This window comes from Hyphomonas sp. UBA4494, from assembly GCF_002388935.1.
In the GTDB taxonomy this organism is placed as follows: domain Bacteria; phylum Pseudomonadota; class Alphaproteobacteria; order Caulobacterales; family Hyphomonadaceae; genus Hyphomonas.
On record NZ_DGNK01000006.1, the window covers coordinates 31,565 to 45,829 of the forward strand.

Consider the following 14,265-nt stretch of genomic DNA (forward strand, 5'->3'; position numbering starts at 1 on the left):
AAACGCTGCGACAGGGCCGCTACGTCTCTGGCAAAATCCGGTAGACCGCAGTTGCTTTCATCAGGGGCTTGTCACCTTGGCGGGCCATGCCGCCGGTGAACAGGATCGTGCGAGTTTGCCGGTCAACCTTGGGCTCCAACGTGACATCGGCGCCTTGAGCCGCCTCAGAGGACACGTCGATCGTGACAGAAACCATTTCCACCGGATTGGGAGCGCAGATCGCTTCGGCATCGGCACGTATCGCCGCCATCAGGTCCAGCGCCAGTCGTTCGTCCGGTTTCAGAGTGGTTACGTCTTGCATGTGGTGGAAGCCCTCAATCACTGGCCTTGCACATAGACAGGCCCGTTCCAAAAGAAAAGGGCCAAGCCGGTTGGGGGGAAGAGAGGGAGAACCGACTTGGCCCCATATTGGGAACGTCTTGAGGCAACTGACAGTGTCAGGGGGGTGTCTGCCTGCAAGATACAAGGTTTACGCTCTTCAGTTGGCTTGGTTCCGCAGAAAACGAAAAAAGTTTCGCGCATGAAAAAGCCGCCCTCGCGGCGGCTCATCCAAAGCTTGTCTTTCGAGCCAGATCAGGCGGCTTGGGCCGCAGCTGCGACCGCGTCGAGGTCCGACCCGATGAGGTCACCCAGATGGCCAAAGCCGACCAGGGCATGGTGCTCGTCCATGTAAGTGGAAATACTCGGCAATAGCAGGCCGATGGCCTTGTGGTCCAAACCCAGCTTGTGGAGTTCGGAAATCATGGATTGCGCGACAATGCGCTTGCCGCCGGGCGTCTGTTCGATCAGGCGAGCAATCTCTCCAACCGGGGCGCCGATCGTGCTGCCTGTGCGGGCCGACAGGGCGCGTGCGCCCGGAATGGTCTTGAACATAGCCGTGGCGAAGGGGGAATCCTGACGCTCTGCTGCGTTCAGGACAATGCCGAGGGCTTGTCGGGACGCGTCCTCCGAGAGGCCATTATGCCGGGCGAGGTGTGCTGTAAGATCGTTCAACATGTGCGATGGCACTCCTAGGATTAACGGCTTCGGAATTATCATTAACCCTCATTGTGCTTACCGCTTGGTTACCGGGCGCATTGCTGTGCAAGGCAAATGCGACCAAGAGCGTTAAGATGCATTAGGGCCGGGTAAACAAACCGCCCCAAATCATTTACCTTTGACCCCTCATCCGTACGTCCCAAGGAGTTTTCATGATCCGTATCGGCATACTCGGCGCCGCCAAGATTGGCCCCAAGGCCATCATCGAGCCCTCTGCAAAACGTGATGATTGCGAAATCGTCGCCGTAGCAGCGCGCGACGCGGACAAGGCGCGCACCTATGCCGAAGCGCACGGCATCGCGCATGTTGAGACCGATTACGACGCGCTGGTGCGCCGCAAGGATGTCGACCTGATCTACAACGCCCTGCCCCCGCACCGCCATGCCGATCTGACCATCGCTGCGCTGGAAGCTGGCAAGGCGGTGTTGTGCGAGAAGCCCTTCGCCATGAACGCCGCCGAAGCCACGCGCATGGTCGACGCCGCCAACCGGGCCGGCAAGCCACTGATCGAGGCGTTTCATTATCGCTTCCACCCGGCTTTCCTGCGCGTGCTGGAAATTGTCCGCAACGGAGACCTCGGCGCGATCAAGACCATGGAGGCGGTGTTCAATGTGTCGATCCCGTATCGCGAGGGCGAGTTGCGCCATACGCTGGAACTCGGTGGAGGCGCATTAATGGATCTGGGCTGCTACTCGGTCCACATGATCCGCAACCTTGCGGACGCAGAACCCGATGTGCTGTCGGCCAGTGCGCAGTGCGACCGGCCCGGTGTTGATATCGGCACCAAGGCACATCTCGGTTTTTCGAGCGGCGCGTCAGCAATTGTGGAATGCAGTATGGCAGAAGATGTGGACCGCGATATCAGGCTCGAAATCGTCTGCAAGGATGGCTGTGTCTCCTTGCTGAACCCGGTACACCCGCATCGCGGCCACCAGATCACCATCCGGCAAGGCGGCCACGAACGCACCGAGACGGCCGACGGCATGATCACCTATGAGCACCAATTGGCCCATGTCATGGACGTGATGGCCGGACGCGCCGTGCCGCTGACCGGTGGCGCCGACGCGATCGGCAACATGACCGTGATCGACGCAATCTATGCAGCGGCAGGCCTCTCGCCCCGATAAAGCGTCCAGGCTCGCTTGTCGCATGAATATACAAAACGTATACGGTATGTATATAATTCATATCGAGGGCAAACATGGGTATCGTGAAGATCGACAATGACCTGCATGAAGAAGTCCGGCGGGCGAGCGGGGTCATGTGTCGATCCATCAATGCGCAAGCCGAATTCTGGATTAAAATCGGCCGGCTCGCCGAAGCCAATCCAACGCTCTCCTTCAATGACATTGTGAAGATGCAGCTCGAAGCGGCCGATGCGCCCTTGGCCGACCTGAAGGTCGCCTGACATGGTAAAGACGCCGAGCGAGATCGCGCTGATGCGCATCTCTGGCAAACTGCTGGCATCCGTTTTCGAAATGCTGGACCAGCAGGACCTGGCTGGCATGTCGACGCTACAGGTCAACGATCTGGTCGACCGCTTCATCACCGAAGACCTCGGCGCCCGCCCCGCAAGCAAAGGGCAGTATGGCTTCAAATTCGTCCTGAACTGCTCAATCAATCATGTCGTGTGTCATGGCGTGCCCAGTTCGGATGAGATCATCCGGGATGGCGATATAATCAATCTTGATATCACCCTCGAAAAGAACGGCTTCATCGCGGATTCAAGCAAGACGTACATGGTCGGAAATGTCTCAGCCGCCGCCAAGCGAATTGTTCGGATCGCCGAGACAGCCATGTGGAAAGGCATTGGACAGGTACGTCCCGGCGCGCACCTTGGCGATATCGGTTTTGCGATTGAGCGCCATGCCAAGAAAAATGGCTGTTCTGTCGTACGGGAGTATTGCGGGCACGGCATTGGCCGCGAAATGCATGAGGATCCACAGGTTCTCAATTTCGGAAAGCCGGGCACCGGCCTCAAGCTGCGCGAAGGCATGGTCTTCACCATTGAACCCATGATCAATTTGGGCACACGCCAGGTTTCGACCGAGGCTGATGGGTGGACGGTGGTGACAAATGACGGAAAGCTCTCCGCCCAATTCGAGCATACGGTTGCTGTGACGAAAACCGGTGTTGAAGTGCTGACCTTGCGTCCGGGCGAGACACCCATGCAGGCGCGCCGCGCGTAGTCAATACGGCACAGTCCGGTACAAGCGCATGGCAGGACATGATAAGCTGGCTTGGTCTGAATTTGACCGGGAGCGGATCACATGAAAATCGCAGGCATCGTTTTTGTTATCCTCGGGGCGCTGGCAATCCTCTTCCCGTATGTTGCCGGGCTCTCCTACAATTTCATTCTCGCCTATCTGATCATCTTTGCGGGCGCGGCGCATCTCTGGTGGGCCTGGCGACCGAGCCTTGAAGGGCGCACGCAGCATTTGCTGCTCGGCCTGCTCTTTCTTGCTGGCGGGATCAGCCTGCTCGTCTTTCCGTGGATCGGGCTCATCTCCTTCACCATCATTCTGGGCGTATCCTTCCTGGTTCAGGGCGGGGTCCAGCTTGCCCTCGCCTCCAACAGCCCGCGTCTGCGCGGCAACAGCAAGACCATGCTGATCGTAGCAGGCCTTGCCGGCATCATCGCAGGCGCGCTGATCCTGATCGGCCTGCCCAGCACAGCGGCCTGGGCCATCGGCATATTGGCCGGGATCAACATGCTGTTCTTCGGCGTGGCCCTGCTGGCAATGGACAAGGCCCTGTCGGACGTGGTTGACGACTGACGAGCGCCCTGCGCGGCATCTTGCATGGTGGGCTGGCTACGTGATATTCGACCCATCTCACAACAGGCGCTGAGCGCGGTCGCGTCACGAAGACGAGGCAACCGCGGCGCAGGATAAGTCCTGTGTGTGCGCCGTTGTCGGCACCCCCCAGGACATTCAGAGCCAGGAGTGCTGACAGATGAAGACCATTATCGAACCCTTCCGCATCAAATCGGTCGAGCCGATCCGCATGACCACGCGAGACGAGCGCGAACGACTGCTGAAAGATGCGGGCTACAATCTGTTCAAGCTGCATTCGGATGACGTGCTGATCGACCTGCTGACCGATAGTGGCACGTCGGCCATGAGCGCGGCGCAATGGGGCGCGGTGATGACTGGCGATGAGAGCTATGCCGGCGCGCCGAGCTTCTACCGGTTCGAAGCGGCCGTGAAGGATCTGATGGACTTCAAGCACATCATCCCCGCCCATCAAGGGCGCGCGGCGGAGCACCTCCTCTTCTCGCTGATCGCCAAATCCGGTCATGTCATTCCGTCAAACACGCATTTCGACACGACGCGCGGTAATATCGAAGCCGCGGGCGCCGAGGCACTGGACCTGCCCATCGCAGAGGGCAAGATCCCCTCCCTCGACCATCCCTTCAAGGGGAACATGGACCTGGACGCCCTCGCCAAGTTGATGAGTGAGCGCGGCGATGCCGTGCCGTGTGTGATGATGACGATCACGAACAATGCCGGCGGCGGTCAGCCGGTCAGCCTCGCCAATATTCGCGGCGCCGCTGAGATCGCCCATGCGCATGGCAAGCCCTTCTTCATTGATGGCTGCCGGTTCGCCGAGAACGCCTGGTTCATCAAGCTGCGCGAGGACGGCCAGCAAGATCGCTCCATCAAGGAGATCGTGCGCGACACGTTTGACGTGGCCGACGGCATGACGATGAGCGCCAAGAAGGACGCCTTCGCCAGTATCGGCGGGTGGCTCGCGCTGAATGATGACGCGCTGGCCGAACAGGCCCGCACGCGGCTGATCCAGACCGAGGGCTTCCCGACCTATGGCGGCCTTGCCGGCCGCGACCTCGACGCGATCGCACAGGGCCTGACCGAGATCGTGGATGAGGATTATCTGCGTTACCGCGTGCGCACCAATGCCTATATCGCCGAACGGCTGGACGCGCTGGGCGTGCCGGTGATGAAGCCGGCGGGCGGCCATGCAGTGTTCATTGATGCGCGGGAATGGCTGTCACATATCCCGCCGCTGGAATATCCGGGCCATGCCCTCGCCTGCGCGCTCTATGAGGAAGGCGGCATTCGGGGCTGTGAGATCGGGACAGTCATGTTCGGTCGCAAACCGGATGGCACCGAAGAACCCGCCCGGATGGACCTTGTCCGCCTAGCCATGCCGCGCCGCGTCTACACCCAGTCGCATGCGGACTATATCGTCGAAGTGTTCGAGGAACTCGTGAAGCGCAAAGATGACATTCGCGGCCTGAAGATCGTGAAAGAGCCGCCCATGATGCGCCACTTCACGGCGGAGTTTGCGCCGCTCTAGCTGCCCGTCTTCGCCATATCGATCCATTGTTCGACTTCCTCTTCGGCGAGGTAGTCATCATCACGGATCACACGGTCCCCCTGTGGCGTCTGGAGGAATTCACTCGCCAACATGAACAGGGTGCGCGCAGGCGCCTCGGCCAGTTCCTTGCGATTGCGGATGCCCGCGCCGACAAGGATCTGGGCGTCGTGCACGCGCAGGCCCGGCACTTCCATCATCAGGATCGTCTGGTCCTTCCAGTCGTTCAGCGTGTCAATGTCGATATAGGCCACATCGACGAGGAAGACGGTCTCTTCCGTATCGCAATCCAGCAGGTCACCCACCGTGGTGATCCCCGCGCGCGACAGGCGTTTGGCGGTTTTCTTGCCAATGCTCGGCGCCTCGACCACGGGGGACTCGCGGGTGATGCGGCTGCGGCGGGCGACGTCGCCGAACTCCTCGCCAAGATCATCAGCAAGCGGCGCGGGGGCAGCGGCCTCGGGCTCCGGCTCGAACAAGACTTCTTCTGCCTTTGGGGGAGCCTTTTTCTTCGGCGGAGGGGCTTCCTCGGCCAGCGGCACTTCTGCTTCGGCCGGGTGAAGTGTTTCGTCGGTTGGCGCCGCTTCGATTACAGCCTCCTCGACCGCATCCTCTTCAATAACGGTCGCCTCAGCGGCGATCTCGGCCTCATCCTCGATCAGTGCGGTCAGCAAGCGCTCCTCGACCGCCTTGTTCTTCGAACCTATTGGGCCAATCTCCTGTCTGTTCAGCTCTTTCAGCGGAACGCGCAAAACTTGTTTTGCGTGAAGCTTGCGGATTTCCTTGTCATCATCCGGCAGGGTGCGGATGACCTTACCGGTCTTCTGATACTCCTTGTACATCCGCGTCACGGTGCGCTTGTCGGCCGCATCCGACAGTTTCGCCGTTGCCCAGCGCAGCGGAATGTCCAGTGTCTCGATATAGCCCTGAAGGGTCAGATTGGTCTTGGGCGGGCTGACAGCAGCCTCCGCAATACCGCGTGAGAGGATCGCGCCGAATCCGGCCGTGGCATAGGCGACCAGTTCCACGATCGCATCGAACATGGTCTCGTCCAGCCCGGCGGGCGGATCCTTCACGCCGACGTCCAGATCATAATGGTCAATGAAGGTCTGATAGTGGGGATGCGACAGGCGCGCGCCATTGCGGACCATGTCGGCGATGAATCCTGCGCCGTCCGGCACTGGCACATCCGGATAGCCGAGCGTCTCTATGCGGGCATCAATCTTGTCGCGGGATTTGGCGATGCTCCACTCCACCGCCCGGTGCATCGTGCCCTCTTCCTCGGTCTGGCCGGTATGGAAGGGCTGGATCGGATCGGCATAATAATGGCTCAGCACGCCGAACGCATAGGCGGCCTTGCTCCATTGCTTGCGACGGAGATGGTCGACCGCCGTCGCATACCATTCCATCGCCTTGCCCGGCGCGCCGCCCCACTCCCCTTCGGAAATGTGCAGGACATGGTTGCGGAAATCCTTGAACTTGGAATCCGGCGCCTTGGCCCCTTCGAGCAGGTGCTCGTGGTGAACCAGGAACAGGTCCTTCCACTTGTCGGCCTCCTCCGAGGCTATGAGCGACAGCGCGTCCATCGCGATATAATGGTGCGTCGAGCGGCACCGATGGCCGCGAATTACTCGTTCGAGCAGAGACATGCCCGTCTCCCTTCCCGCCTGATTCAATCTGGATCAAACGAGAAATGCCTAATGATAGTTACGCCATCATTAACCATTCGCGCGGGAGGGGAGTTTTGTTAGGCGAAGCTATTGCGATTTAAAATTGGTGAGATACCAGGGAAGTGCGCGACCAAGGATGACTAGTGAATGGCCAAAGGTGTTTTCCTGCACAGACCCGGCTCGATTTATGACGATCTCCCCCACGAAAGGTACCACTTTCCCGCGAGATACCTCAAATCTGTAGAGCGCACCGTAGGAGATTGGATCGTTTACAACGAACTTTTGGGGGGCAAGGGCAGCTCAGGCTATAGTGCGATCGCAAAGGTGGACCGGGTTCAGCCCGACCCCAAACAGCCAAGTCTATATTTTGCGTACATGGAACCCGGCAGCTATCTCGGTTTCGAAAAATTTGTTCCTTACCGAACAGGCAATCGTTTCATGGAATCGCGGCTCAGCACCGGAACGAATAAACCGTCCGGCTACGTCCAGTCGGCCGTTCGCGAAGTTTCAGATGAGGACTTCTTTCGAATCTGCCACAGAGGAAACCCTTTGGAAGACGAACTCCCAAGGTTCGATGCAGATGATGACGACAACGCGCCTTCCGACGGTGTTCGTGAACAGCCGCAACCATTTATTTTTGATGAGGACCGTCAGCGCTTCAAACAAATCTTGTCACGCCCAATCCGTAAAAAGATATTTCGAAACTCCGTTATCCATGCATACGACAAGCACTGCGCCTTCACCGGGATGCAATTCATCAATGGCGGAGGACGCGCCGAAGTCCAGGCTGCACATATCAAACCGGTTGAGCACAGTGGGCCTGATCACATACAAAATGGTATCGCCCTATCCGGAACGATCCACTGGATGTTTGATCGAGGCCTGATCAGCCTATCAAATGACTTCGATATTTTGGTATCGAGACAGGTCAACGATACAGAGCGAGTGTGGCAACTGATGTCGCCAACCCGCAAAGCAACCGTCCCAGAAAGCCCAAAGCTGCAACCGCATCCAGCATTCTTAGAATGGCACAGACGAAACTGCTTTAAGAGCTAAATCGAACCTGCCTACCGCACCGCAAAATCGGTGGGCTCGGTGCTCTTGCCCTTGGCGTCTTTTTCGCCCTTGGCCTGGCCGTGCTTGTTGGGGCCCATGAAGCCGAAGAGGTGGCCGCCTACCTTGCGCATCTGGATCTCCTCCGAGCCTTCGGTGATGCGATAGCGGCGATGGTGGCGATAGATATGCTCGAAGGGTTTGTGGCGTGAATACCCCATGCCGCCATGCACCTGCATCGCCCGGTCGGCCGCATTACAGCAGAGCCGGTTTGCCCGGTAGTTGCACATGGAGACCTTGTCGGAGAGATGGATCGCAACGTCGGGCTTGGACATCTGGTCCATTTCCCAGGCCGTCTTGAAGATCAGCAGGCGCAGCATCTCGGCCTCGGTGGCGAGCTCCACAAGCGGGAACTGGATCGCCTGGTTGGTCGCGAGCGGCTTGCCGAACGGTTTGCGCTCACGGGCATATTGCACGCTCTCATTGATGCAATACATCGCGGCGCCCACCGAACTCGCGGCTTGGCGAATACGGTTCTCATGCACGAAATGCTGGGCAAGGGCGAGGCCCCCTTCCGGCGGGCCGAACACGGCATCTTCAGGCACCCAGACATCCTTGATGGTCAGGCGCGGATGGTCGGTCGGCATGTTGAAGGTCCACATGTATTCTTCAATGATGACGCCGGGATCACGCGCCGGTACGAGAAGACAGGTGATGCCCTTGGCGTCGCCATCTTCACCACTTGTGCGGCAGAACATCATGATGTGCGTGGCCACATGCATGCCGGTGATCCACATCTTCTCGCCATTGATCAGCCAGCCATCCTTGCCGTCGCGCTTCTGGCGCACCGCACGGGTTTCCATATGGGTCGCATCGGACCCATGATCAGGTTCGGTCAGGCCGAAACAAGCGAGAAACTTCCCGTTCAAAGCGTCTTCGGCAAGATGCTTCTGATCCGGCCGGGCGAAGTCGCGCAGCATCAGGATCTGCGGGAAATTGCCGACTATGGNNATGTTCGTTCTGGAGATCATTGTGCAGGCCGAGGCCCTGTTTGGCGAAATGCTCGCGGATGATCGCCATACCGAGATTGGAGCCGTCCTGACCGCCGAATTCCTTGGGCAGCGCATAGCGGAGATGCCCGGCCTTGTCGGCACGGCGCTTGGCTTCGCGCAGCAATTCTTCCCATTCGGGCCGCGGCAGGCCCTCATTTTCGAAATCAGTCCGGGCCCATTCGCGCCGATGGTCGAAGAAGCGGATATTGTCGTCCTGCCGTTCGAGCGGCCTGATCTCGTCCTCGATGAACTGGTCGAGCACGGTCAGATAATCGGCGATGTCCTGCGGGATATTGAAATCCATGATGCTTTGTCCTCCTGGGCGGTCGCCTCGGCGGCGATCTCTTTTCCACCTTCGAGACTACCGCACTGAAACCGCGCGGCAATTTATGCCGCCACGGCAGGATTGAAACAAAAATATGATCATTGAACAATTGACTTTTTATTCAATGATCATATTCTGTCTTTACGGTCACCACCGACCGCAACTGCAAGAAGGTTTCCTCCCATGCCGTCTTCCCGCCTCTCTCTTATCGTTGTCGCTGCCGGTCTTGCCGGCCTCGCCTATGCCGCCCCTGCCATGGCCGATCCGGCCCAGACTGTGTCAGCAGAAATCCAGTATGATAACAGCGCATTGCACTCTCGTGCCGGGGCCGGAGTCGTTCTGGATTCCCTGCAAATGCAGGCTGATTCCATCTGCCGCTACGATGCCCCTGTCTCGCAGGCACCCCGTGTCGATGATTCGTGCGTCTCGCAGGTTATCGCGCAGGCTGTGAACAAGATTGACCACCCGAAGCTCACCGAAGCCTATGTGTCGCGTTCTGGCCTGAACAGGCGCATTCTGGCTGACGCGAACTAGTCACCAAGGCCAGAAAGGCTGAATGATTGACGTTTTCGTCAGTAATCGCTATTGAGTGCGAACGGACGCTTAGGGTCCGACACTGTTTTGAAGTCCACCCACCGAAAGGTATCCTCCCATGATCCGTTCCGCTCTCACCGCCGCAGCCTTCCTTGCGCTCGGCGCACCAGCTTTCGCCAACACATTCACCTTCGAAACAGCCGCCCCTGTCGACGAAGGCCAGGTCGTGGCCATCGGCACCGTTTGGCTTTGCGAAGGCACTGTCTGCAAAGGCGACCTCGACCGCAAGAAGGCCTCTGTTCGCGATTGCAAGAAGATTGCGAAGAAGGCCGGCGAAATCATCTCCTACGGAAACTCCAATTCCAAGCTGGAAGCAGACGATATTGAAGCGTGCAAGAAGTCCGCACGCTAACGCACTTTCCTGAATAGCAGACCTCTCCTCGGGCCGCTCTGGTGTCATGCCAGGCGGCCCTTTTTTTTACGCGCAGTGCGAACCCAAGCCGACTTGATGCGTTACCATGAGTAACCAAGAGGAAGGCCATGCCCGCATCACAGAGCGATCCGCTGGAGAACGTACTCGAGACCGCCATCGAAGAAGGTGGCGAAGGCACGATTTCGGTTGGGGATCTGCTCAACATGTTCGGGCACCGATCCTTTGGTCCCATCATCACATTACTGGGCCTTCTGGTCGTCTTGCCGCCGCTAGGCGGAATACCCGGCCTGCCAGCGGTGATCGGGGTTATCATCCTGCTTTTCAGCATTCAGATTCTGTTTGGCGCCGATCATATCTGGATGCCGTCCTTCGTTGAGAAACGATCCATAGAAACCTCGAAACTCAAAGAAGCCGAAGACAAGGTGAAACCCTGGCTGGAACGCATTGATCGCATGATCACCGAGCGGCTCGCTTGGGCGACAGGACGTGTGGCCACCTATCTGGCCGCGATCGCAGTCTCCCTGCTCGCTATTCTGATGATCCCTCTGGAACTCGTGCCGTTCGCCGTCGCAGCGCCGGGTGTTGCGATTGTCCTGTTCGGTTTGGCACTCGTCGCCAAGGATGGCGCGCTGATGCTTGCCGGCTTCGCGGCAACGGCCGCCGCTCTTACCATCACATTCCTGTTTGTCCCGTGGGGACGGGTGGCTGGCTGGTTCTGAGATTTACCGCTTCAGGTCGCGGGTTGCGCCTCAATGGGCTGCCAAAGTTCGACCTTGCGGCCATCAGGATCCATGATCCAGGCGAACTTTCCATAACTTTCCGTCATGGGCTCGCCTTCCAATTCAACACCCACAGCCTTGATTTGCTCAATCATGGCGTCGAGGTCATCCACCATCAGATTCATCATGAAGTCGCTGTCTGAAGGTTTGAAATAGTCGCTTCCTGCCTTGAAGGGCGCCCAGATCGTGCGGGCACCTTGCGGGAATCGTGCAGCAGCATCCGCTTGGGAGAAACTCGCGCCCCCATATTCGTCAATCTGCACACCGAGTACCCGCGTATACCACGCCCGCGTCGCATCCACGTCTCTGCAAAGAAAGAACAGTCCACCCAACCCAATCACTTTTGCCATGTTTTTCCCCTCACTTGTTCTAATCGGCTAGATCGCCTCCAATGCCTCCGCCAGCATGTCACGCACCTGCCCGGCTACGGCATGGAGTTCCGTGTTCTCAATCGCTTGCATGGACGCGACCGGATCAATCGCACTGATCTCAATGCCGCCATCGACTTCGCGCAGAATGACATTGCAAGGCAGCATCGCGCCGACCCTGGGCTCCATCTTGATGGCCTCGTAGGCCATGTCCGGATTGCACGCGCCAAGAATGCGGTACCCGGCCATGTCGGCATCCAGCTTCTTCTTCATCGTCGCCTGGACATCAATCTCGGTGAGAACCCCAAACCCGTGGCCAGAAAGCGCTGCGCGCGTGCGCTTGTCGGCTTCTTCGAGCGTGATGCCATCCAGTGTGCGGGTGATTGTGTAGGCCATTGCCAAACATCTCCAGTAGCGCCTCAAAGGCTAGTTGAATTGTGAAGAAACGCAATGCGATCCGGCGGGCCACGGTTCCAATTTCGCCCTGCCAACCGCGCCATGGCCCTGTAAACTGGTAAGCATGACTGATTCTAACTCCCTTCCCGGCGCCGGTTGCGGCGCAGCCATTCGCGATGCGCACGGTCGCATATTGCTTATCCAACGTCTCAAGCAACCCGAAGCGGGCGCGTGGGGTCTGCCCGGCGGCAAGATCGATTTTGGCGAACGCGCCGAGGACACCGCCCGGCGCGAAATCGAAGAAGAACTCGGTGTCACCATCGAGCTGACCGGCCTCGCCTGCATTGCTGAGACCATCGACAAGGGTGACGGGAAGCATTGGGTTGCGCCAGTCTATTCTGCGCGCATCGTGTCAGGCGAACCACGTGTCATGGAACCGGAAAAGCATGGCGGATGCGGCTGGTTTGCGCTGGATGACCTGCCAGACCAGATCACCACGCCTGTGAAAGATTATCTCGCCTCTCTGGAGCCGGCTGGCCCCACCGGCTGAAACTGCAAATATGTAGTCATTGTTGCGGCCCGGCTCTAGCAGGCCGGCACCAGTTGGTGATTATAGCGACTGTGATTCGACGCATCCGAACCCTGCTGATCTGGCTGGTCTTGATAGATCTCGCCGCGACGCTTCTTTTCTGGGGCGTCACCCGGCTTTCAGACCAGACTGGCAAATTGGCGGGGGGACGCGGGATCATCTTCTATACCGACAATGTGCCCGATGCCTCTGCACGGGTCGACAAGGGCGTCGCCCTGCTGAAAGCGGGCAAGCTGGACCAGTTGAAAGTCGTGGGGGGCCATCGCCCCCAGGAAGGCCGTCTCGGCAGCCAGGAGATGGCCTTGCTCGCGGCGCGCCGGTCCGGCCAGGCCGCGAAGGTCAGCGCAGATGTCGAGAGCCGCGATACGATTTCCGGCCTGGAAAGCCTCGCCAACACCACCAGCGCCTCGGAGAGTGGGAAGATCGTCTTCATCTCCAATTGCATGCATATCCTGCGCGCCAAGGCCGTCTATGCCAGCCATCCGGGCAAGCAGGCCAAGGCGCTCGCCGCCTGTCCCAATGGCGGGTACAATCCGCTCGATATCTGGCGTCGTGCACATTACGAGGCAGGCGCGTGGGCACTGTTCCTGATGCCGGAAAGCTGGCGGGATGCGATTATTGACCGCCTGCGCGGCGACGAGGACAGCGCCTAGCCCAGCGGTTCGCAGCGACGCTCATATTCCGCAATCGCCTCCGGCATCCATTTCCGGAAATTTTCGGCCCGGGTTTCGGACGCCGGATGCGTGGACATCCACTCCGGTGGACGCTGGCCACCACCAATCTGACCCATCCGCTCCCAAAGATCAGGTGCTTCGCGCGGATCGTAACAGGCGCGAACCAGTAGATCGAGCCCGATCTTGTCGGCTTCCGTCTCATGCTTGCGCGAATAGGCGAGCATGCCACCCTGGGCCGCGATGCCGAAAGCCTGCATGATGGCGCGCTGTTGAGAGGCGTCCATGTCGCCAAGGCCCACGCCGACAGCGATCTGCCCGAACTGGACGACGCGTTGCTGGCTGACCCGCTCAGCACCATGATGGGCCAGGGCATGGCCAATCTCATGCCCCATCACCACGGCCAGCTTGTCGAGATCGCTGATATCCTCGGCGTCGACCTTGCCATCATAGTTTCCCGTAATGTCGAGAATGCCCGTGTAAATCGCAACATACCCACCCGGCAGGCAGAAAGCGTTCGGCGTATCGGAATCGACGACATAGTAGGTCCAGTCGAATTGGTCGGCGACCGGGGTGAAGGAGGCGCCTTGGCGCAGGAGATCCTGTTCCAGCTCGACTGCGGCGCGCTGGAGGCGTGCGCCAATCTCGCGAACGGCCTGAGTGTATTCCGCCTCCGTGCCTTCGCAATTGTTGCCATCTGCGCACAGGACGTCATTTCCCTGCTGCTGCTCCTGGTTCAGTATCTGGATATAGGACTGCTGGCCCAGCTGCACCTCTTTCTCGATCGGAACGGTGTTCAGTTGCTTGCGGCCCGAGAAAGGCACTTCGGTCTGGTTGGCCTGCCAATACAGAAACAGCAGGAGCAAGCCGACAAGGATCAGGCTGAACCGGCTGCGCAAGAGGCCACCAATCCCGCTACTGCGCGTCTTGTGACCATAGGCGTGTCGCGGCAGGCGCATGGGCAATCTCCGTCAAATCTGCTTGGTAAACCGTTTAAACCAAGAAGAACCGCGAGGGAA

The 14,265-nt window shown here is 59.0% G+C and carries 17 protein-coding genes and 1 pseudogene; 11 read left to right on the plus strand and 7 right to left on the minus strand.

Annotated elements, in window-relative coordinates:
- Nucleotides 1–19: 19 nt before the first annotated feature.
- Nucleotides 20–301 carry a hypothetical protein gene (locus B2P82_RS02875; RefSeq protein WP_290495016.1) on the minus strand — a complete coding sequence of 94 codons (282 nt, stop codon included), beginning with the start codon at nt 299–301 and terminating at the stop codon, nt 20–22.
- A 272-nt stretch (nt 302–573) separates the two neighbouring features.
- Nucleotides 574–996, minus strand: coding sequence for a hypothetical protein (locus B2P82_RS02880; protein ID WP_034812575.1), 423 nt, complete (start codon nt 994–996; stop codon nt 574–576).
- Between the two features lie 194 nt (nt 997–1,190).
- On the opposite strand from B2P82_RS02880, the gene B2P82_RS02885 reads away from it, so the two are divergent.
- The 5 genes from B2P82_RS02885 (at nt 1,191) to B2P82_RS02905 (ending at nt 5,358) form a co-directional block, all read left to right on the plus strand.
- Nucleotides 1,191–2,165 (plus strand): Gfo/Idh/MocA family protein, encoded by a 975-nt coding sequence (locus tag B2P82_RS02885; protein ID WP_290495018.1) that lies wholly within the window; start codon nt 1,191–1,193, stop codon nt 2,163–2,165.
- 74 nt (nt 2,166–2,239) lie between these two features.
- Complete coding sequence (locus tag B2P82_RS02890) at nt 2,240–2,446, plus strand: ParD-like family protein (RefSeq protein ID WP_034812582.1); 207 nt, start codon at nt 2,240–2,242, stop codon at nt 2,444–2,446.
- A 1-nt stretch (nt 2,447) separates the two neighbouring features.
- A complete protein-coding gene (map, locus tag B2P82_RS02895) occupies nt 2,448–3,227 on the plus strand; it encodes a type I methionyl aminopeptidase (RefSeq protein WP_290495020.1) in 780 nt (259 codons plus the stop codon).
- Between the two features lie 81 nt (nt 3,228–3,308).
- The gene (locus B2P82_RS02900; protein WP_290495022.1) at nt 3,309–3,815 is read left to right on the plus strand and encodes an HdeD family acid-resistance protein; all 507 of its coding nucleotides are present in this window, start codon (nt 3,309–3,311) and stop codon (nt 3,813–3,815) included.
- A gap of 178 nt (nt 3,816–3,993) precedes the next feature.
- Nucleotides 3,994–5,358, plus strand: coding sequence for a tryptophanase (locus B2P82_RS02905; RefSeq protein WP_290495024.1), 1,365 nt, complete (start codon nt 3,994–3,996; stop codon nt 5,356–5,358).
- On the opposite strand, the gene B2P82_RS02910 is transcribed toward B2P82_RS02905, so the two are convergent.
- A complete protein-coding gene (locus B2P82_RS02910; RefSeq protein ID WP_290495026.1) occupies nt 5,355–7,025 on the minus strand; it encodes a DUF4332 domain-containing protein in 1,671 nt (556 codons plus the stop codon). The genes B2P82_RS02905 and B2P82_RS02910 overlap by 4 nt on opposite strands.
- A gap of 168 nt (nt 7,026–7,193) precedes the next feature.
- Between B2P82_RS02910 and B2P82_RS02915 the strand changes: the two genes are divergently transcribed.
- The gene (locus tag B2P82_RS02915; RefSeq protein ID WP_290495029.1) at nt 7,194–8,102 is read left to right on the plus strand and encodes an HNH endonuclease; all 909 of its coding nucleotides are present in this window, start codon (nt 7,194–7,196) and stop codon (nt 8,100–8,102) included.
- 11 nt (nt 8,103–8,113) lie between these two features.
- Here B2P82_RS02915 and B2P82_RS02920 read toward each other — a convergent pair.
- Nucleotides 8,114–9,455, minus strand: a pseudogene (locus B2P82_RS02920) (acyl-CoA dehydrogenase family protein).
- Between the two features lie 204 nt (nt 9,456–9,659).
- On the opposite strand from B2P82_RS02920, the gene B2P82_RS02930 reads away from it, so the two are divergent.
- The 3 genes from B2P82_RS02930 to B2P82_RS02940 all read left to right on the plus strand — a co-directional run bounded on the left by B2P82_RS02930 (nt 9,660) and on the right by B2P82_RS02940 (nt 11,162).
- Nucleotides 9,660–10,010, plus strand: a complete 351-nt coding sequence (locus tag B2P82_RS02930) for a UrcA family protein (protein ID WP_290478527.1) — start codon at nt 9,660–9,662, stop codon at nt 10,008–10,010.
- 118 nt (nt 10,011–10,128) lie between these two features.
- Entirely contained in the window at nt 10,129–10,422 is a 294-nt protein-coding gene (locus B2P82_RS02935; RefSeq protein WP_290481293.1) for a DUF8200 family protein, read from the plus strand.
- A gap of 128 nt (nt 10,423–10,550) precedes the next feature.
- On the plus strand, nt 10,551–11,162 hold the full coding sequence (locus tag B2P82_RS02940; RefSeq protein ID WP_290478529.1) for an exopolysaccharide biosynthesis protein: 612 nt from the start codon (nt 10,551–10,553) through the stop codon (nt 11,160–11,162).
- 11 nt (nt 11,163–11,173) lie between these two features.
- On the opposite strand, the gene B2P82_RS02945 is transcribed toward B2P82_RS02940, so the two are convergent.
- Entirely contained in the window at nt 11,174–11,572 is a 399-nt protein-coding gene (locus B2P82_RS02945; protein ID WP_290495036.1) for a VOC family protein, read from the minus strand.
- 27 nt (nt 11,573–11,599) lie between these two features.
- A complete protein-coding gene (locus B2P82_RS02950; protein ID WP_290495038.1) occupies nt 11,600–11,986 on the minus strand; it encodes a DUF302 domain-containing protein in 387 nt (128 codons plus the stop codon).
- A gap of 124 nt (nt 11,987–12,110) precedes the next feature.
- Here B2P82_RS02950 and B2P82_RS02955 point away from each other — a divergent pair, with 124 nt between their 5' ends.
- Together B2P82_RS02955 and B2P82_RS02960 are read left to right on the plus strand one after the other, a co-directional pair.
- Complete coding sequence (locus tag B2P82_RS02955) at nt 12,111–12,536, plus strand: NUDIX hydrolase (protein ID WP_290495040.1); 426 nt, start codon at nt 12,111–12,113, stop codon at nt 12,534–12,536.
- Nucleotides 12,537–12,607: 71 nt separating this feature from the next.
- A complete protein-coding gene (locus B2P82_RS02960) occupies nt 12,608–13,228 on the plus strand; it encodes an ElyC/SanA/YdcF family protein (RefSeq protein WP_290495042.1) in 621 nt (206 codons plus the stop codon).
- On the opposite strand, the gene B2P82_RS02965 is transcribed toward B2P82_RS02960, so the two are convergent.
- Nucleotides 13,225–14,205 (minus strand): M48 family metallopeptidase, encoded by a 981-nt coding sequence (locus tag B2P82_RS02965; RefSeq protein ID WP_290495044.1) that lies wholly within the window; start codon nt 14,203–14,205, stop codon nt 13,225–13,227. The genes B2P82_RS02960 and B2P82_RS02965 overlap by 4 nt on opposite strands.
- Nucleotides 14,206–14,265 lie beyond the last annotated feature (60 nt).

Coding starts and splice junctions, on each gene's coding strand:
- B2P82_RS02875 (WP_290495016.1), bottom strand. CDS start 301: ATGCAAGACGTAACCACTCTGAAACCGGACGAACGACTGGCGCTGGAC.
- B2P82_RS02880 (WP_034812575.1), bottom strand. CDS start 996: ATGTTGAACGATCTTACAGCACACCTCGCCCGGCATAATGGCCTCTCG.
- B2P82_RS02885 (WP_290495018.1), top strand. CDS start 1,191: ATGATCCGTATCGGCATACTCGGCGCCGCCAAGATTGGCCCCAAGGCC.
- B2P82_RS02890 (WP_034812582.1), top strand. CDS start 2,240: ATGGGTATCGTGAAGATCGACAATGACCTGCATGAAGAAGTCCGGCGG.
- map (WP_290495020.1), top strand. CDS start 2,448: ATGGTAAAGACGCCGAGCGAGATCGCGCTGATGCGCATCTCTGGCAAA.
- B2P82_RS02900 (WP_290495022.1), top strand. CDS start 3,309: ATGAAAATCGCAGGCATCGTTTTTGTTATCCTCGGGGCGCTGGCAATC.
- B2P82_RS02905 (WP_290495024.1), top strand. CDS start 3,994: ATGAAGACCATTATCGAACCCTTCCGCATCAAATCGGTCGAGCCGATC.
- B2P82_RS02910 (WP_290495026.1), bottom strand. CDS start 7,025: ATGTCTCTGCTCGAACGAGTAATTCGCGGCCATCGGTGCCGCTCGACG.
- B2P82_RS02915 (WP_290495029.1), top strand. CDS start 7,194: ATGGCCAAAGGTGTTTTCCTGCACAGACCCGGCTCGATTTATGACGAT.
- B2P82_RS02930 (WP_290478527.1), top strand. CDS start 9,660: ATGCCGTCTTCCCGCCTCTCTCTTATCGTTGTCGCTGCCGGTCTTGCC.
- B2P82_RS02935 (WP_290481293.1), top strand. CDS start 10,129: ATGATCCGTTCCGCTCTCACCGCCGCAGCCTTCCTTGCGCTCGGCGCA.
- B2P82_RS02940 (WP_290478529.1), top strand. CDS start 10,551: ATGCCCGCATCACAGAGCGATCCGCTGGAGAACGTACTCGAGACCGCC.
- B2P82_RS02945 (WP_290495036.1), bottom strand. CDS start 11,572: ATGGCAAAAGTGATTGGGTTGGGTGGACTGTTCTTTCTTTGCAGAGAC.
- B2P82_RS02950 (WP_290495038.1), bottom strand. CDS start 11,986: ATGGCCTACACAATCACCCGCACACTGGATGGCATCACGCTCGAAGAA.
- B2P82_RS02955 (WP_290495040.1), top strand. CDS start 12,111: ATGACTGATTCTAACTCCCTTCCCGGCGCCGGTTGCGGCGCAGCCATT.
- B2P82_RS02965 (WP_290495044.1), bottom strand. CDS start 14,205: ATGCGCCTGCCGCGACACGCCTATGGTCACAAGACGCGCAGTAGCGGG.